The organism is Roseobacter cerasinus, assembly GCF_009811755.1.
Taxonomy (GTDB): domain Bacteria; phylum Pseudomonadota; class Alphaproteobacteria; order Rhodobacterales; family Rhodobacteraceae; genus Roseobacter; species Roseobacter cerasinus.
The window spans coordinates 47756-72184 of record NZ_BLIV01000008.1 but is presented as its reverse complement, the minus strand read 5'-3'; the positions used below and the strand labels follow the sequence as shown (position 1 = coordinate 72184).

The window sequence follows — 24429 nt, the reverse complement described above, 5'->3', positions numbered from 1 at the left end:
GTCCAGTTTGCCCCAAGCATCAGGATGCAGACCTCTGAAGTGTAGCCAAGCCGCTCTGTCAGATTGATAACGGAGCCTGCCGCAACTGCGGTTGGGAAAGGACGTCTGAAATGCTCACGCTGAGCCCCGTCGCGCGATATCTCTCTCTCGCGCCCTCTGTTTTGATCTTTGCAGCGCTTGCGGTGCTGCCGGTGGCGAACCTCGTCTTCACCAGTTTCTTTGAGGTCTCCTGGCTGGAGGGCCGCAAACAGATGGCTTTTGTGGGGCTGGAGAACTATGCGAGGATCCCGGGCGATCCGCTGTTCCGGGCTGGCATCGTGAACACGACAATCCTGGTGATCGTCGCCACGACAGCGCAGGTCGTGCTGGGCCTGGTTCTCGCGTTGGCCTGCGCGCGCATAGGGTACAAAAGCCGGTTTTACCGCGCCCTCTTGATCCTTCCGATCCTGATCCCCGGCATCGTCATCGGCGCCATCTGGCGGCTGATGTACAATGCCGAATTTGGTATCATCAACTTGCTGCTGCAGGCTGTGGGGTTTCCGGGCCACGATTGGCTCGGCTCGACGAGCACCGCCTTGGCGGCTGTCATCGTCGTGGATATCTGGCATTGGACACCGTTTTCCTTCCTGCTGCTGCTGGCGGCGGTCGAGTCCCTGCCTCGGGACGTCACGGAGGCGGCGAAGGTGGATGGCGCCACGGAATGGCAAAGGTTCCGCTATGTGACCTTTCCGCTGCTGATCCCTGCGCTGATGATGACATTCCTTTTCCGGGCGGTGATCGCCTTCAAGGTCTTCGATGAGGTCTTCCTGCTCACCTCCGGCGGCCCCGGCACCGCGACCGAAGTGGTCAGCTTCACCATCTACCAGCGGTTTTTCCTTCAGGATCAGACAGGCTATGGCTCTGCGCTGTCGGTGACGGTCATTGCTGTCGTTTCACTCATCATTGTCATCGCAATGACGGCAGGAAGCGGGAAGGTCAAAGAGCAATGAGGCCCCGGGTACGCCAACCGTCACGCTTTCGCTGGGGGACCGCCGTTTCGCACGGCCTGCTGCTCTTTGCGGTCCTGATGACCCTGGGCCCCTTCGTCTATATCGCGCTGTCGTCCCTCAAGACACAGATTTCCCCTCTGATGGGGGAGGTTGCCTTCACGCCTACGATGCTAAACTACGAAGAAGTGCTGTTTGATCGCACGTCGGACTACTTCCGAAATTTTGCCAACAGCCTGATCGTCACGACCACAAGCACGGCGCTTGTGATGGTGATCGGCTTTTTTGCGGGCTATTCCCTCTTTCGGATGCGCTGGCCCATGTCGGTCGTGAACGCCTTTCTGGTCTGGTCAATGGCCTTCAACCTGATCCCTGCGGTGTCGCTGGCGGGCGCGTGGTACGAGATGGCGCGTTCGGTCGGCCTCGCCAATGACTACCTCGCGGTGATCTTTGCCTACACAACCTTGCATCTGCCGATGGCGCTGTGGCTGCTTGCATCCTTCTTCCGCGAAATCCCACGAGAGCTGGAGGAGGCGGCCTATATCGACGGGGCGGGCTTTGTGGCGCTGAGCCATTGTCAAATCTTGACGCCAAGCTCCGGGTCCAGATGCGCTCTGATATTCGCACCTTGCAACAAGAACTCGGCACAACGGCGATCTACGTCACACATGATCAGGTCGAAGCAATGACGATGGCAGACCGCATCATGCTGATGAACGACGGTCGCATCGAGCAGTTCGCCACACCTCTTGAGCTTTACGACAGGCCTTCGAACACATTTGTGGGGAGTTTTGTCGGCTCGCCGCCAATCAATCTTGTCGAAGGTCACATTGTCGGAGGATCGATCGCCTCTTTTGTTGCAGGTGAGCTTAGCGTCGCGCTGCCCATGGATATCTCGCATGACGGCCCGGTAACGCTTGGCATCCGCCCCGAAGACATCATCGTACACAAAAACGTCGGCGACGGTGCATATCCGGCAAATGTTGTGCGATCGGAATGTACCGGTGACCGGACGATTCTCGACGTTTCTGTCGCCGGAACCAGGATGCTCATCGCCTCGTCCGTCCGTTTGGATCAGAACGGGCATCGACAGATCAGCGTCGATCTCCCACGCGACGGCGTCCACCTATTTGATAGCGATGGCAATCGTCTGAACATCGCGCGCGCTTGAGAGTTCTTATTTGAAAGCAGCACTGAAGTTGGCGCCCACGACACCAAAGGGAACGCCTTGCGCTATGGCAAGTGTTTCGCGCACGGCGCTGGTCGGTTCTGGTTGCGGCGCTTGCCAAGCCCGTTTCACCATGATCCTTCCAGATACGATGCATCTTCATATCGGACGATGACTTCCAGGTCTGTACGAAGTGTATGGCCCAAACGCCCAGCGTGATCTTACGGCACTGGCGCTTTGCTTGGTCACTGACATGCGAAACTTGCGGTCAGGTCCTTGTTGCGAAACATTCGGACGATAGTATCTCGGACAGGCTGCGTATCCGCGTCGCTCGCGGTGCCATGGCTCTAAAACAGGCTGCGGATACCAACCATATCAGGTCACCCCAGACGACCAAAAGCATCAGAGAACGCACTAACCGCAGCGCGACAGGCCATCTCGGAACTTGGGCTCCCGGCAAATCGTCAAGCGCTTCTGGCCCGAGCCGATGCGATCTGGAAGCATGAAAGCTATGTCATGCGCTGATGTGGCACCCTATGGATATGTCGTAATTGAGGGTACAAAAACCGCCCAAAAAAGCATCCAATCCATATAATGCGATTAATCAGGGTACAGTGGCGCCTGAGATCTCACTTCCAATTGACAGGTACCTGATTTCCAATTACCGGAAGCTAGATGTTCAAATTCCGGGCCGTATCGGACCATGTACCCACGCCTTCTTGACCCCCGTCTGCGCGAGGCACTTAGCGACACACCGGTGGTTTTGGTTGTGGGGCCACGGCGCGCGGGCAAAACAACCCTGGTGCAGACCGTGGGCGGCGAGGCGCGTCGCTATATCACCCTGGACGACCAGACAGTCCTGGACGCTGCACGCGCCGATCCCGCCGGGTTCATCCGCGGTCTGGACATTGCCACCATCGACGAGGTTCAACGGGCGCCGGATCTGCTTTTGGCGATCAAGAAATCCATCGACGAGGACTATCGCCCCGGGCGGTTCCTGCTGACCGGATCAGCCAATGTGCTGACATTGCCGAAAGTCGCAGACAGCCTGGCCGGGCGTATCGAGACGCTGCCCATGTTGCCGCTTGCCCGTGCCGAGCTTGCGGGCGTGCAGCCGACATTTTTGAACCAGCTCTTTGAGGGGCACCTGCGCGCGCCCCAGGCCCCGGTTTTGGGCGATGAGCTTCTCGACATTATTCTGCAGGGCGGGTTTCCGGAGGCGCTGTCGCGCGGGGGCGAGCGGCGTCGGCGGGATTGGGCGCGCTCTTATCTGACGTCGGTGCTGACCCGTGATCTGAGGGACATTGCGGAGGTCGAGAAGTTGACCGAGCTGCCAAAATTCGTCCGGTTTCTTGCGGAACATTCAGGTCAATTGGTGAATTATTCGCAGTTTGGCTCGAGCATCAACGTGAGCCACAAGACAGGCCAACGCTATGTCGGGCTGCTGGAACAGGTCTTTTTGATCTCGACGCTTCAGCCGTGGTACACCAACGCCATCAAGCGGATCACGAAAACCGCCAAGCTGCATTTTCTGGACACAGCGCTTCTCGCGGCGACGCGTGGGCTGACATTCGAGAAGGTCCGGAAAAACAGAGACTTGGCAGGGGTGCTGCTGGAGAGCTTTGTGTTCTCGGAGGTGCGCAAGCTGATGACCGGGACGGATTTGCGTCTCGCGCCCTATCACTACCGGGACCAGGAGATGCGCGAGGTGGACATTGTTCTGGAACGAGACGATGGCGCGATTGCGGGCATCGAGGTCAAGGCATCCGCCACCGTTCGCGCGTCGGATTTCAAAGGCTTGAAGACTTTGGCAGACGCATGTGGCGACCGGTTTGCGTTTGGGGCGGTGCTCTATGATGGCGCCGATGTTGTTCCGTTCGGAGAGCGACTGGCCGCGGTGCCTGTTTCTAATTTATGGGACGCGCAGGCGGTTTGACGGTGCCGGGAGAGGTTGGATCTCTGAAAAGGGCGCGACAGGCAGCTGGAAAATCACACCAGCTTGCCGCAACTGCCAATGCGCTCCGTAAATCGCGTCAGACGTGAGAGGCTCAAAATGACTGACGGATACAGGTCCTAGTCAAACGCCGTGGCGACATAGACCGAGAGGTTTGAAATATCCTCGTCGGACAGCTTCTTCGCATGCTGGATCATCAGGATCGAGTTTGGCCCGATCCGCTCCCCCGAGCGATAGATCTCAAGCTTTTCCGCAATATAGGCGGGATCCTTGTCCGAGAGTTTCGGATAGCTTGCCGCACCTTGCGCCTTGTTGCCGTGACAGGCACGACACGACTTGCGGAAGATCTTTTCGGCCGCTGCCATGTCCACTTCGACCCCTGCGCCGGTATCCTCGGCCTTGGTCTCAGCCCAGATGGGGCCACTCAAAAGACCGAGCACCGCGGCCAGAATGACGTGTTTGGTCATGTTTGCCCCCTCCCTGGGTTCACATCTGATAAGGACTGTAACGAGCCTTGGGTGCGTTTCCAACAGGGTGTCTCGGCAACCCGGGTCAGAAGACAGCAGGGCGCGCGGGTCGATGGCACTTCAGGTCATCGCGTGGTCATGAGCGGATTTCTGCGCGGCTGCGGGTCACGTTGGAGTGGGAGAGCGCCGTGGGTCGATTCGTCTGCGCCGATACAGCCTAAGCTGGTCTGCGTTGGCAGGCGCATCTGTCCCGGAAGTCGTTGGCACCAAACGCCCGGCGGCGAAAATACGCGCTGCTTGCTGCGATGCAGAAAGCGCTACTTCAAATCGGTGAATTTGGCCATACCCTCAATCGTGCACGGCTTAAGTGCCAGTCGCAATGAGGGACTAATCGACTGAATTATTTGCTGTTTCAGATTGGGTGACAACAAGGAGCCACCCAATGTTTACTTTGATACAATCTCAAGACTTTGCTCACAACCTTCCGCTTCTCAAGGCTGCCTTTCGCCTTCGCAAGAAGGTGTTCCACGACCAGCTCGGCTGGGACGTGCCGATCACCGGCAACATGGAATTCGACGAATATGACAATGACAAAGTGCAGTATCTCATGTGGTGCAGCCCGGATCGCCGCACGCTTTACGGTCTGATCCGGCTTTTGCCGACCACTGCTCCGACATTGCTATATGACGTCTTTGGCGCCACCCACAACCACGCGCCGGAACTGATTGGCGATGACATTCTTGAAGGGACACGGATGTGCATCGATGACGATCTGATCGCGCGTGACTTTCCGACGCTGGCACCTGGGGCGGGGTTCAATTTTTTGTTTCTGGCGCTCTGCGAGGTTTGTCTGGCGCTTGGGGCGCGTCGGATGGTTTCGAATTTCGAGCCTGCGATGAGCCGGGTCTACCGCCGGGCCGGGCTTGATTATGTCATGCATGGCAAGGCCGACGGTTATGGCGCGCGCCCGGTCTGCTGTGCCTCCTTCGAAGTGTCGATGCAGGTGCTGGCAAAGATGCGGCGAAGCATCGGCATCGATCTGCCCGTCGTCACCCTGCCCAAAACCTTCCAACGACTTCCGACCTATACCCCTGCTGCGGTGCCCAACATGGCATTGAGCGGCTAACCTGAAAGGCCCGCCCCTCGAAAAGGGCGGGTTATAATTATGTCCTTATCCGAACCCGATCCGCTCGACCTCTTTTTGCAGGCCCACCTCAATGGCGTGCGCGAGGCCGAGCGGTGTCTTGGTATTGTCGAGAAACAGCTTAGCGATATAGGCCCGGACGGTTTGCTTTTGGGCTGCAAAGCCGCTCTTCTGATCATTGTGCAAACCGACGCCGGATTGGCTGTGAATGACCTACTTTATCGCCGAAATGCTTTGCAGATCGCGCGAGACGCGTTGCACCGGGCGGATCAGTCCACTGCTCTGAAAATCCAGCTGATCAATGGGCTGGCCTGGGCGCGGCTGGGTCCTGGCGACTCTGATCATGCGCAAGCCCATGAATTTCTTCGGGCGTTTGAAATATCAGCTTCCTCTACTGACTTTCCACCATTGTTAGCCTTAGAGGCGCAAGTGGCGCTCTGTTTGATCCACGAAGATGCGGGCGCGCCAGAGCTTGGGGCCACTTGTTTTGAGCAGGCCTGCCGCATCGACGGGCCGCAGGCCGAAGCGCGGTTGGCCGCCCTCCTTACCCTCAGACGGCGGGCGCGGCGCCGCTGAGGCCTGGTATCAGATGATCCGCATCCGAACCGCCTTTGCCACCGCCTGCGCCAGCGTCACACAATCCAGCTTGATCCGTGCGAGCTTGAGATAGCTGCGCACCGTATGTTCTGACAAAGACAGGATAATGGCGATTTCCGAGTAGGATTTGCCCTCGGACGACAGCCGCAGGCACTCACATTCCCGGCGGGTAAGCTGCGGTGCGTCGTGGCTTTCTGCTGCTGCTTCCGAAACAGCCTTGGCCTGCAGGATCGGCAACATCGTCTCGAAATCATCGACCAGCGGTTCGATATATCCGATCCACTCCCGCCTTGGCATGCGGGAATTCAGGCTGAACAGGCCCCGCCTGCCGCGACTGTCCTGATAGACAAAGCTGTAGCCGGATTGACCAACGCCGTATTGCTCCGCCGCTTTCAGCATGCCCTGCGCCTTGGGGGAGGGGGGCAACTCGTGCCAGCCGAAGGATTCGCCCTCAGAAAGCGCGCGTTCAACCACCGGATCGACCACAGCATAGTTGTTCAGTAGGTAATGCGTGACCCAGGCGTCTGGATAGGTCGTGCGCACGAAAGGGTTGTCCAGCTTCTCTGCCGGATTCGCCAGCAGATGAAAGGTGGTGAAGTCATGCGCGTAGTTGTCCTGAACGATCCGGATGGCATCCGCTGTCGCGTTTGCCTCAACGATCCGGTCGAGCGTCTTGTTTAATGTGTCTGACACAATGGCATGATTCTTCTATCATAAGTAGAAATTAGTATTTTTATACCTGTTGATCTTCTCGAATGCCAACCGTCCTTGGGTGCTTTAGAGCGATTCAATCCCACAATTGTATGAACCGTAACCGACACCGCCGGAATGGGGATGTTTTCGCAGCATGTCGCTCTTCATGCTGCAGCTATTCGTAGCAACAACCTCAAAGGAATACGTCGGTGCTTGATGTTTTATCGCTAGATCGAACGCAGCTGATCGAAAAGGCTGTCAGAGAGTTCAAAGAAGGCAAATTCCTACTCGTTTCCGATGACGAGGATCGCGAAAACGAGGGCGATCTTGTCATCGCCGCAGAACACGCCACGCCTGAGGCGATCAATTTCATGATCACCGAAGGTAAGGGGCTGGTCTGCCTGTCGGTCTCGGACGAGATCGCGCGGCAGAAGGGGCTGACCCCAATGGTGGAGCGTAACGGTGATCACCTTGGCACGGCCTTTACCGCCAGCGTGGATGCAACGCCCGCTCATGGGGTGACCACCGGCATTTCGGCCTGGGACCGGGCCAAGACCATCGAGGTCGTGGTCAGCGACACCTATAAGGCCACCGATTTGCAGGCGCCGGGTCACATGTTCCCGCTGGTTGCGCGGCCGGGGTATCTCAAGGCGCGGCGGGGTCACACGGAGGCGGGCGTGGAGCTCTGCCGTCTGGCCGGATTGCAGCATCATGCCGCGGTCATCGTCGAAGTGATCCGAGAGGATGGCGAAATGGCGCGGCGCCCAGAGCTGCTTGAGATGGCGAAGAAATTCGGGATCACCTATGTGACCATCGACGATCTTTGCAAATACGTCGGTCAGTTCGACCTCGAACCGGTCTGAGCCGACGTGATGTTGGCCCCCTCTTCGATCCCGGATGTTGGCAATGAGAGCCGCATCATACGGCAGGCGCATGCAGCCGTCTTTCGCATGCTCCTGTCCTACCTCGACCGAAAGCTTGAAACGCATCTGAAGTATTTCGCGGGGTCGGAGCACATCCCAAGGACCGGCCCGGTGATCATTGTGCCCAACCACCAAAGCTATTTCGATGGCTTTGCGATCACCGCGCTGGTCTGGAAGCTCACCGGGCGCAAGGTGCGGATCCCCACCAACATAAAGGCGCTGACAAATCCGCTTGTCGCCTTCCTGCAGGTTGCGGGCGGCGCGGTTCCGATTGATCCGGCCGCCAAGGCTGACACCTATGCGCGTATGACGGCCCTGTTGCAGCGGGGCGAGGCGGTGGTGATCTACCCTGAGGGCACACGGTCTGACGGAACGATGCTGCACCCCTTCCGGTACGGGGCGTTCAACCTCGCGGTTGATCTCGGGGTTCCAATCCTGCCGGTCACCGTGCGCAACTTTGCCAATGTTTTGCCCAAGGGAAGCCTGCGGTTCAAAGCGGGTGAAACCGGCAGCATCGTTTTTGGCGCCCCCATCGACCCACGCAGCCAGCGATTTGCAGGCGCGGACCCACAGGAGGTCGCGCGCCGGATCTGTGACGAGGTCCGGGGGTGGATCCATAGCACCGCCTTTCGCACAGTCTCGGACCAGGAGGTCGCACAGCAGGTCTCTGCCGAAGTCTCAGCAGTGGCCCGACGGGCCGATGACGACCTCGAAGACCTGCTGGATCAAGGAGCGGAGCTGATCACCCGCCAGGATGCCGCGCGTGTGCTGCAGATTACCTCGGCCAAGAACATTCTGCGGCAAACTAACTTTGACCTCGATTTGCAGGAGCTGCGCGCGGTGGGCTTCCGGGTGGGGGACTTGCCGCTTTATCGCGCGGTGTTCGAGTTGGGCTATTATAAGACCCTTCTGGAGGCCGCCCTCGCGCAGGACGGGACCCATGCGTATCTGAATTACTGCGCGGGGCTTTTGCAGCTCAGACTGCCCCGGCTTTTGGGCGGTGGCGATCCGCTGGCAGCGGTACGGTACTTCGAAACGGCGTATGAGACCGCCGAGACCTACGGCTACCCCAAGGCGCGGTTTGTGCACGGCTATGCCAAGGCCCTCGCGGGCCAGGGCGAGACTGCATCGGCGCTGTCCCTTCTTCAAACCACATTTGACGGAACTCAGAGCATATCCGGCGTGCGTGCCTTGCGGCGCCGGGAGAGAGGATTGGCACTCATGACCAAGCTACAGCAGACCGACACCACAACAGCCACGCCACCCACACGCCCGTTGCGGGGGTTCGAACTGGTCATGGCGCAAACCCGCATTTCTGACATCATCGTGGCGCAGATCGATGGCATTTTCGATTTTGCGCAGGTGTTTGACGCCGCCAGTGCGCTGCAACAGCGCCATCCGGGGCTGCGGGCGCGCGTCGTCTGGCCTGAAGGTCGCGACAAGCGCCCGGTCTTTGAATACCAGCCCGCCGATCAGACCCGGCTGCACGTCCGCGAGGAACGCCCCGCGCAGGGTCGTGACGCGGAGGCTCGGCCTTTCTGGGAAGAGGTGGCGGAACGCGAGGTCAATCACCTTTTTGATCTGTCCGAGGGTTACATGTTCCGTTTGACCTGGTTGCCGGAAAGCGGCCACGTCATTCTGAACGCGCAGCATGCGGTGATTGACGGCGTATCGCTGATGCGGCTGTTGCACGACTTTGCCCGGCACTGCGCGGGCGAAGATCTTGGCCCTGATCTGCCCCCAACCGAAGCGGCACTGGTCAGCGCACCCAAAGTCAACCTGCTGGAAAAGATCGTGGGGTTGATCCACCGCGAGAGCTTTATCCGCGCCCGCACCCGTTTTGCCGAGTGGAGCACGCTGCCCATTGCAGGGCGTCTGAAAAAGGGCGCGCAGATGGTAACCGACTGCCACTTCCACGATGGCGATCCGGCAAATTTTGACAAGATCACAGCTGCGTGCCGCGCGCAGGGTGTGACCGTGGGCGGCGCCTATGCCGCCGCGATCCAATGCGCGATGCTGCATTTCTCCAAATCGTCCTTCGGGCCGAAGGAGAAATACTATGTACCTATGGATTTCAGCCTGCGCCGGTTCATCCCGGGTGGAGACAGGGCGCAGGAGTCCGTGGGCCTGTTTTCCGGCGTCTCGCCGGTCATTTTCAACGGCGATCCGTCGGCGAGTTTCTGGGAGCTGGCCCGATCTTTCATGGAGGCTTCCCGAGCGGAGATCGATACCAAATCGCCTTTGATCTTCCACCAGGTCTTTGATCGGTTTTTCAACCTCGAACGGGCTTACGACAAGTACAATCTGCACTGCGTCGACGGCGGCGGGGTTGGCGGGCCGCTGACCATGAGCAATGTCGGAAAATTCCCCTTCGACCCGCAGGTCGGGCCGGTTCGGATCAGGAGTCTGCACGGGATGAGTGCCTCGCAGAAAGGGGGGGCGATGCTCTATTTCTGGCTGCGCTCCGTGAACGGGCGGTTCTTTTACAGCGGCACATCGGTCAACCCGGCGGCGGATCGCGATTTCGCGGCAGAGTTCTTCGCCTTCGTGGTCTTCCTGATGGAAAACTGCGTCTCTGCCGCAGCCCAAGACAAAGCGATCCGCGAGTACATCCCCGAGGCCGCATCACTGCATCAGGCCGCGCAATTGACCGCAGAGCGCCAGCGCCCCCAGCTTGAGACGGTGGCTTGAGATGGCGATCTACCGGGATCTGGTGAGCGCGGCGCGGGAGTGCCCTGATGCCATCGCCCTGGAATTCGAGGGGCAGGGCATCAGCTATCGCAACTTTCACGACCGGGCCTGCCGGGTCGCCGCCGCGCTGCAATCGGCGCCCTTGCCGCGCAAAGCGGCCGTCGGGGTCATGCTGCCGAACCTACCGGAGTTTCTATACGTCACCTATGGCGCTTTCTTTGACGGCCGGGTGGTGACGCCGATGAGCGTTCTGCTGACCCCGCGCGAGGCGCGCCACATCATTCGTGACAGTGCCCTGAAGCTGCTTTTTGTCTCTGGGCAGTTCCTTGACGTGGTTGAGGAGGCGATCGCAGGTCTGGCGGAGGCTCCGGACATCATCGTCGTCGGTGATTATGCCGGGCCGCATATGACGTTCGACCGCTTCTGCGACACGGGCGGCGACGCTGTGTGCAATCCCATCCACCCCGACCAACATATGCTCACGCTCTACACATCGGGGACAACCGGCCCCTCCAAAGGGGTCATGATCTCGGATCGGGGCCTGCAGACGCAGGTCGATATGATCTGCACAGCCTTCGACCCCGCGCCGGGCACCCGTATCCTCTGCGTCTTGCCGCTGTTTCACGCCTACGCGCTCAATGCGCTGGTCAGCACGGCGATCAGACGGCGGATGACAGTTGTGCTGCATGCACGCTTCGACCCTGAGGCCTGTGCGACAAGCCTCGCGCGGGATGACATCCACTGGTTCGCCGGTGTGCCGACCATGTATGACTTTCTGCTGAAGCAAGGCGCGGCCCGGCCCGATCTGACCTTTCCCGTCCTCGACGTCTGCCTGACAGGTGGCGCCGCCATGAACAGCGATCTGTTGTCGGAATTTGAGCGGCGCTTTAACACGACGATCTTTGAAGGATACGGGCTGACCGAGACAACCGTCAGCGTGGCCAGCAACGGCCCGCCCCCCAATCGGCGCAAGATCGGATCGGTCGGGCAACCCTATGTGGGCATGCAAGGCCGCGTGATCGACAACGCCGGCCGCCCTTGCCCGGCGGGTGTGGTCGGAGAGCTGGTCTTTCGCGGCGGCAACATGATGCTTGGCTACCTCAACTGCCCGGATGAAACCGCGCAGGTCCTCCGGGACGGTTGGCTGCACACCGGCGATCTTGGCTACATCGATGCGGACGGGTTCTGCTTTATCGTCGGGCGCAAGAAAGACCTGATCATCAAGAGCGGCTACAACATCGTACCGCTGGAGGTGGAGGATGCGATCCGCACGACGGCTTGGGTGCGTGATGTGGCGGTTGTGGGCCTGCCTGACCCGGTCCGGGGCGAGCGTATTCTGGCTGCCGTTATCCTGCATGATGGAGCCACGCTCACGCAGGCGCACGCCCAGATCGAGACCACGGTGCGCAGCCTTTTGGCGAAGTACAAACATCCCAATGAAATCTGGTTTGTCGCGGAGTTCCCCCTCGGCCCCTCCGGCAAAATCCTGAAACGGGCCCTGCGTGACAACTGGCTGACCCGGGTGAAACCCAAGGAGATTGAAGAAGATGTCTGCATCACCGCTTGATCCGAAACAGCACGCGCACCCGCGATTTGCCCGGTCCCTGACCAGGGTGCTGGCGACCTATCCGCGGCTTGCCCTGCTCTGTGGGGTGCTCGTGATGGCCTTTGCGTTCTCCGGCCTCGCGCGGCTTCAGGCCGATTTCAGCTATGCCGGATACTTCCATGAAAGCGACACCTGGCTGCAGGATTTCGACCGCTTCGAGGACACCTTCGGCAATGACGATTCCATCATCATCGCCGTGCAGAACACCGAGGGCCTGTTCAACCCCGCGTCCATCGCGCTGCTGCATGCGCTGACCGACGAGATGTGGCAGCTGCCCGAGGTCATCCGCGTGGATTCCCTCACCAACTATCAACGGGCCTTCGCTGAGGGTGATGACATTCTTGTCGAGCCGCTGATCGCGCCGTCAGCAGAGTTGAGCGCGGATTTTCTGACCGACCGCGAGGAGATCGCGCTGTCGCACGAAACACTGCCGGGCTACCTGGTTTCGCCTGACGGCACCATGGCGCTGCTGTTCGGCACGTTGCGGCCCAGTGGTGAGACCGCGCCCGATGCGGCCAAGGTCGTTGCTGCGGCGCGCGATCTGGTCGCGCGAGCGGAAGAGAGAGGCACTGGGCACACGTTCCACCTTGTTGGAGCACCCATGCTGGTGGCCTCTTTCGCCGAGATCGCAGAGGCGGACAACGCCAAGATCATTCCGCTGCTGCTGCTGGCCTGCGTGCTGATCATCTTTGCCGTGCTGCGAAGTGTGTGGTGTGTGGTCTATGCGATGGTGGTCATTGTGACCTCGGCGCTTGGGGTGCTGGGGCTGGCGGGCTGGCTGGGCGTGCAGATGACGTCGATCACAACGGTGCTGCCGCAGATCATGATCGGTGTGGCCGTCGCCGATTGCCTGCACATTCTGGTAACCTACCGCCTGGCTCAGAAAGACCAACCCGACCGCAAGCAAGCAGCACTCTACGCGCTGACCAAGAACGTAAAGCCTACGCTGATCACAACGGTGACCACAGCCATCGGGTTCATCAGCTTCTCTGTCTCCGACATCAAGACAATTGCCGAGCTGGGGCTGGCTGCATCTGCCGGGGTCGTCTTGGCCTGGCTGCTATCCTATCTGCTGCTCGGCCCGCTGCTGCTGCTCTTGCCGTTCGGCGGGGCGCGTGCAGGCGAGCCGATGCGCCTTGCGCCGGAGCGGACCAAAACCCTTGTCCGCTGGCTGGCGGCCTATCGCAAGCCGATCCTTGCCGGGTTTGCCGCCTTGATCCTAGTAGGCAGCTTCGCCGGATCGCAAGTGAAGATCGATGCGGACCCGGTGGCTTACTTTACCGAAGGCCACCCGCTGCGCAATGGGGTCGAAGCCATCGACGCAGGCGTCGGCTCAGCCCGCAACATCGAGATCATGATCGAAGCTGGATGTGCCGATTGTGCCAAAGATCCTGACTTTCTGCGGCGGGTCGACACGCTTGAACAGTGGATCGAGGCGCGCTCGGACGTGGTCCAGGTGCTCTCCATCGTCGACTTTCTGAAAGCGTCTCGTCGTGCGCTGAACGATGGCGACGAAAATGAATACCGCCTGGCCGATACCCAGAGCGTCATCGCGCAAGAGCTTCTGTTCTACACCATGGGTCTGCCGCTTGGTCTGTCTGTGGACAACCGCATCTCGACGCAAAGCGACGCTCTGCGGCTGACCGTGATGTGGCGGGTGAGCAGCTCCTCCCAAGCTCTGCAGGAGATCGCTCTGATCGAAGAAGAGGCCGCGCGGCTTGGCCTCGATGCGACGGTGACGGGCAAATATGCGCTCTACCAGCGGCAGGAAAGCTATGTAGTGGGTTCCTTCCTCTCCTCCGTCGGCATCGCCCTGCTGCTGATCAGTGGCCTGCTTTGGATGGCCTTCAGATCCTTCAAGCTGGCTGCGATTGCCCTCTTGCCGAATATGACCCCGCTGCTGATCGGGGGGCTGGGCCTGTGGCTGCTGCAGGAAAACCTGAACGTCGGCACCGTGCTTGTGGTGAGCATCACGCTCGGTATCGCCATCGATGACACCGTGCATATCCTGTCGGAATTCCAGCGCCTCAAGCGCCTGGGTCTCAGCGCGCGGCAAGCCTTTGAAGGCGTGTTTGCCGAGACTGGTGTGGCGCTCTGTGCCACCACGCTGGTGCTGATGGTGGCCTTCGGCGTGTCGGTCTTCGCCTCCTTCGCGCCCTATCAGGTCTTTGGCATCCTCGCCGCCGCCGTGCTCTTCGTGGCCCTCGTGGTGGATCTGACCTTCCTGCCGGCGCTCTTGCTTCCAAAGGACGAGGGCCGAGAGGATGCCAAACCCAAGTCTGCCGCTTGGGCCGAGACGACGGTGGCACCGTCCGCCACCCCCAAACCTTCATCATGACGATCCGACCCAACGCTTCCAAAGCTCCAAGTTGAAAGGAAAAACCATGTCTACCAAGATTTCCCGCCGGACCCTGCTGGCCACTGGTGTCGCAGCAATCACGCTTCCCCGGTTCGCCCTGGCCAGCAACCCCGAGGACATCATGCGCAAGAGCCGCGAAATGCGGCGCGGCCTGACAAATTCGATGGCCGATGTGACCATGACCATCACCGCTCGGGGCCGCAGCACCGAACGCAAAATGCGCCAATATGTGCTGGAGACGTCCAACTCGGGCAACCGCGTGATCAACGTCTTTTCCAGCCCGGCGGACGTGCGGGGTGTGTCGGTCCTGACGCATTCGGCGCTTGACGGGAACGATCAGCAATGGCTGCTGCTGCCGTCGGTAGGCCGGGTCAAGCGGATCTCCTCCTCCAACCGCAGCGGTGCGTTCGTGGGCAGCGATTTCGCCTATGAAGATCTATCCTCCTTCGAGCTGGAGAAATTCAAGTTCAGCGCTGCGGCGAATGCCTCTGTAGGAGGCAAGACGCTGATCCAGGTCGATTATGCCCCGACATATTCGGGCACAGGCTATGCCGCGCTGCGCTCCTATCTTGACCCGTCGCACTATCAGCCGGTGCAAAACCATTACTTCAACCGTCGGGGCGAGCATGTGAAAACGCTGCAGCTCAGCCGGTACAAATCCTACGGCGGCGGGGCCATTTGGCGGCCGCATCTCCTGGTGATGACAGATCACGCCAAGGGCAGCACCACCCAGATCTCCTTTTCTACCTTCACGGCCACCGGCACGGCTGAATCGAACTTCAGCGCCAACCGGTTCCAGCGGGTGTCGTGATGGCCTCTGTCCGCATCATACGCCCGGCGGCTGCCCTGTCGCTTGCGCTGGCTCTGCCCGCAGGTGCGGACACCTTTTCGCTTGATGGGTTCGTCGGGATCGAAGCGCGGAATTTCCTCACCTTTGATGGAGAGCCGCGTCAGATTTACAGTCTCACCGGTGAAATCCGCTCCGGCGGCGCGTTGACCGACAGCCTGTCTTATGACCTGCGGCTTTATGGTCGCACCAACCTGGATGGTCTGGATGGCAGCTATATCGACCCGACAATCGCCAAGCTGACCTGGCAGCGGGGAAACTGGCAGATCGACGCAGGCTACGACCTGGTGTTCTGGGGCGTGGCCGAGGGGCGCAACGTCGTAAATGTGATCAACCAGCGCGACCAGATCCGCGACCAGTTCTTTGATCAGGGGCTGGGTCAGCGCATGATCGCGGTGCGCTACTTTGCGCCGTCGGTGACGGTTGAGGCCTTTGTTCTGCCGGGGTTCGAAGAACTGGATTTCGGCGCCACAGGCCGAACCTGGGGCCTCGGCTTGCCCGTCGACGACAGCAGAAGCACGTTTGAAGCGAGCGATGGCGCGGATCACACCGATTTTGCCCTGCGCCTGTCGGGGGGTGTGGGCAATCTGGAATATGGCATCTTTGCCTTTGACGGGACCCTGCGCCAACCCGAATTCCAAGTGGATACGGCGACGAACACCCTGATCCCCAATTACGTGCAGGGCGAGCAGATTGGGGCGGAGGCGCAGTACACCACTGGCCCTTTGCTCTACAAATTCGAGGGCGTGAAGGTCTGGCCAGACAGCGACAGCACCTATTGGTCAGCCATTCTGGGCGTCGAATACATCATCGGCGATATCATTGGAATTCCTTCGGAAACCTCGCTCTTTGCGGAATACTATCATGATTCACGCCGCGACGATCCATCAGTCGCTTTCGAAAACGACATATTCCTCGGAACACAATTTCGGCTGTCCAACACCTTCGATACCGAAATTGAACTCGGGGTCATCATTGATACCGACGATGGCGATTTCATCGGCTCCTTCAATGTGAGTTCGCGGATCTCCGACAATTTGCGCGCGTCTTTCGAATACATCTACGCCGATGCATCTGATCAGAGCGATGGCCTCTTCAATTCTCGCGATATCGATCAGCTATTTGTCAGCCTGGAGTGGTATTTCTGATGAGATACACTGGTCAATTTCCCATCAGCCAAATCAATTTATCAGACCCAATCTGAGAGGATAGAAGGATGGTGCACACACAAACGCTTGTAAAAACCCCCTGGGTTCAACCCCGGAATACACAGGTGGAAAAGCGCGTCGCTATTTTTGATGTCTACGGCACGCTTATCAATCTCGAAACCCGACCGTTGTTGCGGAAGCTGGCGCGGTATTTTGGCATCCGCATCTCGCCCGAGGCGCTGCGCCAGTCCATGACACTTGAGTTTGCCAATGATCGGGCCGCGCTAGCCGGTTTTCTGGAAACCATCCTGGGCCGCGACGCCACGCCGGAAGAGATTGCACATACAGAAGGTTTGCTGAGCGCGCATTTGGCGCAGGCCGAAGTCATCCGGGGTGTGGAGCCTTTGCTGGCCTTCCTGCACCGGCGCGGATTGAAGCTGGCGGTGCTGTCGAATGTGGCGCAGATCTTCAAGAAACCCTTCTACGATCTCGGGCTGGATCGATACTTTGATGTCATTCATTGGTCCAGCGACACGGGCCACCGCAAGCCCATGCCCGAGGCCTATATGGGCGTCTGTCAGGCGCTGGATGTCACACCACAGGAGTGCATGTTTTTCGGGGATGACGCGAAAAATGACTATGACGGGCCGCTGAACCTTCATATGCGGCCCATTCATATAGGGACCGCGCCGCGTGCGGAATCCGTCAACCATATCAGTGAATTGCTTTGGACATCGATGTCCGCTGAGCCATTGCTGCGGTCTGGTCAGACTGTCGAGACGGATCGCGGGACGTTCACGGTCGATAAGATCGATCAGCTCAACGACAAAGACCTCGGCATGTATAATGTTGTCGCCCGTGTGTACGGCCATTCCGACACCGGCGCGCCTCAGGTCTGGTACGCCAAGCGCTTTCTCGACCCGAGCAGCGTGCATGTGGAGCTGACCGCGCATGAGCTGATGGCGCTTTTGGGTGTGACCGTTCCGCGCGCTTTCCTGACCGACACCAGCGAGCCCATTCTCTTTACATCTCCCGCCGAGGGCGAGCTGTGGCGGGACGGGGATTGCGATGCGTCCATCGCCGAAGAGGTCGGGGCCCATGCGGCGGCGGCCTACATCATCAGCAACGCCGATTGGCGCCCGAGGAACACCTTCCTGCGCAAGGACAGTGGCACACTGACCTGCATCGATCTGGAGCATTGCCTGTTTGACCGCATACTTACGCTGTCACGGGACGAGATGAATGTGAATGACCCCAAGGCAATCGACGCCCTGGGTATCCAAACCCCGCTTTTCACCCGCAGCCGGGTCCTGTCCTCCGGGGCAGTGCGCCGCGCGCGCCGGTGTTTCTTGAAAAACGAAGACCGCAGCAGCGCGGAAATCCAGCGCTTTCTGAAAGGCTGGGAAAGGACGTTCGAATTGGCAGCGGAAAAGAAACAGGTGATTGCCGATATCATTCGAAAGCGAATGGATGCTGGGCAATTGATTGTCGGAACGCGATCTCACAGGCGCGCCTTTGCCGGAATAGACCTGCACGATCTGCTGGAGCGTATCGATCTCGGAAAACCGGTCATGTTTGATGACGAAAACTGGAGTGAAGTCAAATGAACCCATCCATTTATGAATTCGAAGACAAATTCCCCAACACAGACCTGCTGACTGCTGATGGTGTGTTGAACAAAGGGCAGATGCGGTATTTCAACCCGAACGCAGACCATATCCTCGACCGGTTCCAGGGGCTTGAAGGCTGGTTGCGGCGGCGGCTTCAGGCTGGTGTTTTCAGCCACCGGCTACAGGTTGTCGGCGATCCGGGGACACAAGCCACCGTGCGGGACCTCGCGGGGCGGCATTTCAGCGGCATCAACCTCTCGACGGTGGACTATATGGGCTTGTCTGACCACCCAAAGCTCAAGGCGGCCGCACAGACCGCTTTGGATACCAAGCGGCTGCATAGTGTGAACACCGGCCCTCTCCTGGGGAATTCACCGGACTCCGGTGCGTTTGAGACCTGGATGGCGCGGCACATGCAGCACGACCACGGCATGTTGTTTCCCACCGGTTGGGGCGCATCTTTCGGCGGTGTGGCTGCCATCGCGCGCCCCGATGACTACATCCTGATCGACGAATATGCACACCAAAGCCTGAAACAGGGCGCCAATGCCTCCTGCAAGAATGTCATCAAATTCAAGCACCTCGACAATGCGGAGGTGGCGGAACGGCTTGCCCGCATCCGCAAGGAGGCGCCCAAGGCCGGCGTGCTTGTGGTGACCGAGGGGCTTTATTCGATGGATGGCGATGCGCCAGACATCAAGGAGCTGCTTGCGATCTGCAAGGCCGGCAAGGCGGCGCTGCTGGTCGACATCTGCCACGATCTTGGCTGCACCGGGCCGCGCGGCACCGGCACCTTGGGCACACAAGGGATCCTTGGCGATCCTGATCTGATCGTGGTCGGGGCCTTTTCCAAGGCCTTTGCCACCAACGGCGGGTTTTTGACCACATCAAACCTGGGCGTTTTGTTCTCCGCCATCTGCTTTTCCGGACCCTACACCTACTCCACCTCGCTGTCTCCGATGCAGATCGCCGTCGCACGCACCGGGCTGGAGCTTGCCGCCGGGCCGGAAGGCGACGAACGACGGGCAAAGCTGGCGTCGAACATCGAGGTTACGCGGGACCGCGCGGCCCATCACGGCATCGCCGTCTATGGCGCACCTTCTCCCATCGTGTCCTTGCATGTGGGGCCAGAAAACGTCGCCCGGCTGGCCTGCGCCAAGGCGTTCCATGAGGGTCTGGTGACCACCATTCTGGAGTATCCGGTTGTGTCGCGCGGCAAGGCCCGGTTCCGCCTGTCCATGAGCCCGGAGCATGACCACGCCACGTTGATCAAAGCGGTCGATATCATTGCAGATGCGATCGCTTGGGCGGAAACCTATCAGGAGCAGTTGATGGCCCGCAAAACCGCATCGTCGCAAGAGGCAGATGACACCAGCGAAGATGCGATGCAGCCCATGCCATAAATCCTAAGGCCTACGCCGGGCCCCCGGCGCGGGCTATCATCTCCACCCCTGGATCACGCCCTCTGACGACGTCTGCCGTCGTCGATCCAAAAGGGCTGCCCGCAGTTGACCACTGGCATCGGGACCTGATCCGCAAATCAGACTGTCAGGAGTTCCACTATGTCCGTTTTTGAACATATCCCGGTTCCGCCCCGGCTGATCCACAAAGACCATGACGACGATATCCTCGTCTCCAACATGCGCAGCGATATCCCGACCTGGGTGCACCCCGATGCGCTGGCCCGGCTCGACCTCAGCGCAGAGGAGCATAGTCTGTTACACGCGCATTACGAGGCGGGTGCGCTGCACGATGGCCAAAGGGTGTTTCTGCGAACTTCGGTGCCACCCGTGCTTCCGCGTGATGCTGCGGGGCAGCCGGGGTTTGACTGGGTGGCGGACTATTACACCGTCGCGTCCCGGGGCTTACGTCTGCACGCCAAATTCATCCCCGAACATCTGGAAGAAAAGCTGGCCGCCCTCCGGCCCGGCCAAACGCCGCGGATCAGTCCAGCCACGCGCAGCCGGTTGGCAAAGATCACCGACCGTCTGCCCTGCAACCTGCGCACAGATCGGCAAAGCTTCTGTATGATCAACGATCTGAAGAACTATTTCTTCTACCGCAAACATCACGAACACGTACCCGGGATCATGTTGATCGAGGTGGCGCGGCAGGCGATGTACGCGCAGATCTACCGTTCGGCTCAATTCAAGCGCGGCGATGTGACCATCACCATCAAGTCGATGACATGCGAATTCGACGATTACGTCGACGCCAATTATCCGGTCATGCTGTCGGTCGATCCGGTCGATGTGCCGGAAGAGGCACGCACCGGGCCTTTTGAGGGGCGCCGGGCCGAGTTTTACCAGCGCGGCAAGCGCGTGGCCTGCATCAACATCGTTGGGCTGTCGATCACTATGAAGCTCTTCCGACGCCTGCGCAGCACCAAGCCCGAGCCGGATGACTGGTTTGTTCCGATCAAGGGGTTTGCGCCCTCGGTGCTGTTCCACGACCCATCGGGCAAACGCATCGAAGGCAAGCTGCGCAAAGTCTCCGAAACGGGTATGGATATTGTCTTTTCAAAGCAGCCGCAGGCCGATGCGCCGCTAACCTTTGTGATCTGCATCGACGGCATCGGTTATGTCGACGGCAAGGCACAGCCCCGTGCACTGACGGTGGAGGCTGAGGGTGTAGGGGGGCAGCTCGACATGTTCGATATGTCACTCGACGGTAAGCGGAAATGGTGTGAGGCCATCAAGAACTACTCGCATCTGGATGCGACCCTGGAGGTTCCGGCATGAGTGCTCCGCAAGCCCCTTATGACGCGCGCTATACCCGGGCCATGCAGCCGATGACGGTGCGCGGTGTCACCTTCAAGAACCGCGTGGTGCTGGCCTCCATGGGGCTTGATATGGCCGAAGAGGACGGCTGTATGTCGCCGGATCTCACGGCCTTTTATCGTGGGATCATGGACGGCGGTGCAGGCGGGATCATCCTGTCCAATGCCGCCGTGTCGCCGGACACCGCGCTGCTGCCCCGTGCGCTGAAGCTCTTTAGCGACGCGCAGGAGCAGGCTTTGGCGCCGCTGTTGCGCGAGGGGGCCGCGCGCGATGTGGTCATCGGCGTTCAGCTGCAGCATTACGGTGGGCAGGGCATGACCATGTGCACGCCGACCGATGTGCTTTTGACGCCAAGCGGCATCGCGAACACATCGCTGAAAACACTCGACCCGGATTTCCAGTTCCGCGAGATGACCCGCTCGGACATTCAGACCGTGATTGGCCAGTTCAGCGCCGCGGCGCGCCGGGCACGTCAGGCCGGAGCGCGGTTTGTGCAGTTGCAGGGGGCCAACGGCTATCTGCTGTCGAGCTTTTTGTCCAAAGCAACGAACCACCGCACAGACGGCTATGGCGGCACCCCGCTGAAGCGGGCGCGCTGTGTTATCGAGGTTGTCGACGCCGTGCGCGCAGCCATTGGGGATGACGTGGTGCTGGGGCTGCGACTGCAGATCAATGACCTGCTGGGCGCAGATGGCATGCTGCCCGAAGATATCTACCCGGCTTTGCCGGCCCTTGAGGCAGCGGGGGTAGATATCTTCGAGGTGTCCTTCTGCGTCGCCGACACATTTGGCGCCATGTCGAGCAACACGCCCGAGGTGCGCGCCATGGTAGCAGAGCAGGTCAAGGCGTTCCGCACGCGGACGGATCTGCCCGTTGGCTATGCCGGGTTCATCGGCAGCCTCACCGAGGGCTGCCGCCTGATCGAGGAGGGCGTCATCGACTACATCCCCATGGCGCGGGCACTGCTGGCCGACAATGACCTCATTCGCAAAGAGCTCTCCGGTCGCGAGGCCGATGTGCACCGATGCCGGTGGGACGGGCTGTGCTTCAAGGACAAGTACAATCCCGGCTTCGACCGCGTCTATTGCTGTGTGAACCCCAAATATCTGCGCCCCCCACAGGGTGACATGGCCGCTCTCTCATAAGGTTTGGAAAATCATGAACACGCACACACCTGTTACACTTGTCACCGGCGGCACCCAGGGCATGGGCCTGACAACCGCGCGTCATCTGGCCCAGGACGGCCATCAGGTCATCATCTGTGGCCGCCGGGCCGACGCGGGCGTCGAGGCGGAGACGGCACTGACCGGCGAGGGGCTGGATGTCCGCTTTCTGCAATGTGACGTGGCCGAGGACGGCGCCGCCGAGGCGCTGGTTGCACAGATCGTGGCCGATCATGGCCGGCTTGATGCCGCCTTCAACAACGCCGGGATCACCGTGCCCGTGGCCCCGCTGGCGCAGAGCGATCCAGCGGTCTGGCGTCAGGCGATAGATGTCAATCTGACCGGGGTTTACTATTGCCTGCGCGCGCAGATCCGCGCCATGCGCGAGACCGGCGGCGGTGCCATCGTCAACAACAGCTCTCTCGCCGGAGTCACGGCGGTGCCGGGGCAGCCCGCTTACGTTGCCTCCAAGTTCGGCGTAATTGGTCTCAGCCAGGCGGCGGCCATTGAGAACGCGCGCGACCCGGAGATACGCATCAACGTGGTGGCCCCCGGCCCGATCTCAGGTGGGATGAACACCGAAGAGGCGCTGGCGAAGGACCCGGAGCGCACGAAACAGAAGCTCCGCGTGACCGCCATGCGCCGCCTCGGTCGGCCCGAGGACGTGTCGCAAATCGTCGCCTGGCTGCTCTCCAGCCAGGCGGCCTATGTCACCGGCGCGGTCTTCCCAATCGACGGCGGCGCTTCGGCCGGGAAGTTCTAGGCACGCGCCTTTTAGTGCCGGAATTCGCGGTCCCAGTCGAACGTGGCGGAGGCCTCTAGGGACGTCGGCCAGTGGTCGAAATGTGCAGGCACCCGCGCGTCGCTCACGCGATCTGAGGCCGGGAAGTAAGGCTTCAGATCGAGAATCGGGGTACCGGGCAACATGTCGAAATAATGCGCGTCTACCCGTCCTGCATCGGGATCGATGGCGGCGATTGAGATCACGGACATCCCGATTGGATTGGGCCGCGCTTCGGATCGCGTCGCAAAGACACCGATGTTGGCAGAGGTGGCCGTGTAGGGGGATTGAATGCTCAAACGCGTGCGCGCCTCGGCGCTGTCTGCGTTATGCGCCCACCAAAGGACGATGGCATGGCTGAACCCGGACAGGCCGGTCAGCCCGGGGCGCGTGTTCGGCCACAGCTGGATTATAAAGCCACCGTCCTGCGTGTCGGTATGGCCAATTGGGGAGAGAGTGAGAGGGTCAGTCATGGTCAAGGTCCGCGTTGGGGTCAATCAAAGGAAGGCAGAGCGTGACATCGAAACCTGTCTGGTCCTCGGTCCTACGGTAGATCTCGTAAGACGGTTCATCCGCCAGTGCGGCGCCAGACTGTGGTAACCACCGCGCAAAGAGCCAATCCCACAGGCCAGCGATCAGATGCATGTCTGACACGGCCAGAGATGCATCAACGCAGGCGGTCCGCCCACCTCCCAGCTTACGCAGAGCCACTCTGCCTGAGACCGCTGTGCCCTCGGGCACCTCATAGCAGGCATCCAGCCGCAGCGTCTCCTGCTCAGCCAGGGTCGGATCGGACCAGGTGATGCTGATCGCTTCGTTGGGAAGGGTCTCACCCACGGCAGAGCTGTACCACTGGCCAAGCTCAGCATAGGTGGAACTGATTCCGGTATGGGTATAGGGGCCAACGAGGCGCAGGCTGGCCAGGGTCCTTTCAGGCACCGGTCTGATGTCGACGGTCACGTTCATGTCCTCGACATAGGGGGCCGTCTCGTCCCTGTCTTTGCCAATCCTGCGCATTCTGAACCCGGTTGGGTGGTCCTTGCGAAATTGCGTGGGCGTGCAGCCATAGACCTTCCGAAAAGCCTTGGAGAAATGTGCGCTGCCTGAGAATCCGCACTCCAAGGCAATCTGGGTGAGCGACGTCTTCGGCTGGTAGGCCAGAGCCTGCGTAGCAGCTTCGAGGCGCAAACGGATAATGCACTGCGCAATGGTTTCGCCGGTCATCGCTTTGAAGACCCGGTGAAAGTGAAACTTCGAAAACGGGGCATGGGCGGCCAGTTCGCGCACCGAGACCGGGCGCGCCGGGTCTGCGCGGATGAGGTCGATCACCCGCTCGACACGTCTGTGGTAGTCGACGGCGGTTTGACGCTTTATCGGATAGGTCTTGGACAGTGCCATGCTGTCCTCATGCCCGTCGTACCCGCCTGTGGCAATTGCTTACTGCAGTGCCTCAAGCTGCGTAAGAAGCTGTGCTCCAAGATCTGGGGACCGTACCGGTGAGCCGTGGCATGG

21 protein-coding genes are annotated in these 24429 nt (G+C 60.1%); 17 read left to right on the top strand and 4 right to left on the bottom strand.

Going from position 1 to position 24429, the window contains the following annotated elements:
* Window positions 1–110 precede the first annotated feature (110 nt).
* From So717_RS18450 to So717_RS18435, 4 genes are all read left to right on the top strand, one after another.
* Complete coding sequence (locus So717_RS18450) at window positions 111–989, top strand: carbohydrate ABC transporter permease (RefSeq protein ID WP_159980087.1); 879 nt, start codon at window positions 111–113, stop codon at window positions 987–989.
* Window positions 990–1066: 77 nt separating this feature from the next.
* Entirely contained in the window at window positions 1067–1675 is a 609-nt protein-coding gene (locus So717_RS22580; protein WP_159980085.1) for a carbohydrate ABC transporter permease, read from the top strand.
* Window positions 1672–2157 carry a TOBE domain-containing protein gene (locus So717_RS22575; protein WP_159980083.1) on the top strand — a complete coding sequence of 162 codons (486 nt, stop codon included), beginning with the start codon at window positions 1672–1674 and terminating at the stop codon, window positions 2155–2157. Before So717_RS22580 ends, So717_RS22575 begins: the two co-directional genes overlap by 4 nt.
* Before the next feature lie 700 nt (window positions 2158–2857).
* Complete coding sequence (locus tag So717_RS18435; protein ID WP_159980081.1) at window positions 2858–4090, top strand: ATP-binding protein; 1233 nt, start codon at window positions 2858–2860, stop codon at window positions 4088–4090.
* 137 nt (window positions 4091–4227) lie between these two features.
* Here So717_RS18435 and So717_RS18430 read toward each other — a convergent pair whose 3' ends face one another.
* Complete coding sequence (locus So717_RS18430) at window positions 4228–4575, bottom strand: c-type cytochrome (RefSeq protein ID WP_159980079.1); 348 nt, start codon at window positions 4573–4575, stop codon at window positions 4228–4230.
* 442 nt (window positions 4576–5017) lie between these two features.
* Here So717_RS18430 and So717_RS18425 point away from each other — a divergent pair, with 442 nt between their 5' ends.
* Together So717_RS18425 and So717_RS18420 are read left to right on the top strand one after the other, a co-directional pair.
* Window positions 5018–5701, top strand: coding sequence for an acyl-homoserine-lactone synthase (locus So717_RS18425; protein ID WP_159980077.1), 684 nt, complete (start codon window positions 5018–5020; stop codon window positions 5699–5701).
* Window positions 5702–5740: 39 nt separating this feature from the next.
* Entirely contained in the window at window positions 5741–6295 is a 555-nt protein-coding gene (locus tag So717_RS18420) for a hypothetical protein (protein ID WP_159980075.1), read from the top strand.
* Between the two features lie 9 nt (window positions 6296–6304).
* On the opposite strand, the gene So717_RS18415 is transcribed toward So717_RS18420, so the two are convergent.
* A complete protein-coding gene (locus So717_RS18415; protein ID WP_159980073.1) occupies window positions 6305–7009 on the bottom strand; it encodes a helix-turn-helix transcriptional regulator in 705 nt (234 codons plus the stop codon).
* 209 nt (window positions 7010–7218) lie between these two features.
* Between So717_RS18415 and ribB the strand changes: the two genes are divergently transcribed.
* The 11 genes from ribB (at window position 7219) to So717_RS18360 (ending at window position 22899) form a co-directional block, all read left to right on the top strand.
* Window positions 7219–7872, top strand: coding sequence for a 3,4-dihydroxy-2-butanone-4-phosphate synthase (gene ribB / locus So717_RS18410; protein ID WP_159980071.1), 654 nt, complete (start codon window positions 7219–7221; stop codon window positions 7870–7872).
* Between the two features lie 9 nt (window positions 7873–7881).
* Window positions 7882–10623 (top strand): 1-acyl-sn-glycerol-3-phosphate acyltransferase, encoded by a 2742-nt coding sequence (locus So717_RS18405; protein ID WP_159980070.1) that lies wholly within the window; start codon window positions 7882–7884, stop codon window positions 10621–10623.
* Between the two features lies 1 nt (window position 10624).
* The gene (locus tag So717_RS18400) at window positions 10625–12190 is read left to right on the top strand and encodes a class I adenylate-forming enzyme family protein (RefSeq protein WP_159980069.1); all 1566 of its coding nucleotides are present in this window, start codon (window positions 10625–10627) and stop codon (window positions 12188–12190) included.
* Window positions 12171–14567: an efflux RND transporter permease subunit gene (locus tag So717_RS18395; RefSeq protein ID WP_159980068.1), complete on the top strand. Its 2397-nt coding sequence runs from the start codon at window positions 12171–12173 to the stop codon at window positions 14565–14567. Before So717_RS18400 ends, So717_RS18395 begins: the two co-directional genes overlap by 20 nt.
* A gap of 46 nt (window positions 14568–14613) precedes the next feature.
* Window positions 14614–15399, top strand: a complete 786-nt coding sequence (locus So717_RS18390) for an outer membrane lipoprotein-sorting protein (protein ID WP_159980067.1) — start codon at window positions 14614–14616, stop codon at window positions 15397–15399.
* Complete coding sequence (locus So717_RS18385) at window positions 15399–16583, top strand: hypothetical protein (RefSeq protein WP_159980066.1); 1185 nt, start codon at window positions 15399–15401, stop codon at window positions 16581–16583. The genes So717_RS18390 and So717_RS18385 overlap by 1 nt, the downstream gene beginning before the upstream one ends.
* Window positions 16584–16708: 125 nt before the next feature.
* Window positions 16709–18190, top strand: coding sequence for an HAD family hydrolase (locus tag So717_RS18380; RefSeq protein WP_159980065.1), 1482 nt, complete (start codon window positions 16709–16711; stop codon window positions 18188–18190).
* Entirely contained in the window at window positions 18187–19596 is a 1410-nt protein-coding gene (locus tag So717_RS18375) for an aminotransferase class I/II-fold pyridoxal phosphate-dependent enzyme (protein WP_159980064.1), read from the top strand. Before So717_RS18380 ends, So717_RS18375 begins: the two co-directional genes overlap by 4 nt.
* Before the next feature lie 159 nt (window positions 19597–19755).
* The gene (locus tag So717_RS18370) at window positions 19756–20934 is read left to right on the top strand and encodes an AfsA-related hotdog domain-containing protein (RefSeq protein WP_159980063.1); all 1179 of its coding nucleotides are present in this window, start codon (window positions 19756–19758) and stop codon (window positions 20932–20934) included.
* Window positions 20931–22118, top strand: a complete 1188-nt coding sequence (locus tag So717_RS18365) for an oxidoreductase (RefSeq protein WP_159980061.1) — start codon at window positions 20931–20933, stop codon at window positions 22116–22118. The genes So717_RS18370 and So717_RS18365 overlap by 4 nt, the downstream gene beginning before the upstream one ends.
* 13 nt (window positions 22119–22131) lie before the next feature.
* A complete protein-coding gene (locus tag So717_RS18360; protein ID WP_159980059.1) occupies window positions 22132–22899 on the top strand; it encodes an SDR family NAD(P)-dependent oxidoreductase in 768 nt (255 codons plus the stop codon).
* Between the two features lie 11 nt (window positions 22900–22910).
* On the opposite strand, the gene So717_RS18355 is transcribed toward So717_RS18360, so the two are convergent.
* Both So717_RS18355 and So717_RS18350 read right to left on the bottom strand, forming a co-directional pair.
* Entirely contained in the window at window positions 22911–23390 is a 480-nt protein-coding gene (locus So717_RS18355; protein ID WP_159980057.1) for a TrmO family methyltransferase domain-containing protein, read from the bottom strand.
* Complete coding sequence (locus So717_RS18350; RefSeq protein WP_159980055.1) at window positions 23383–24315, bottom strand: AraC family transcriptional regulator; 933 nt, start codon at window positions 24313–24315, stop codon at window positions 23383–23385. The genes So717_RS18355 and So717_RS18350 overlap by 8 nt, the downstream gene beginning before the upstream one ends.
* Window positions 24316–24429 lie beyond the last annotated feature (114 nt).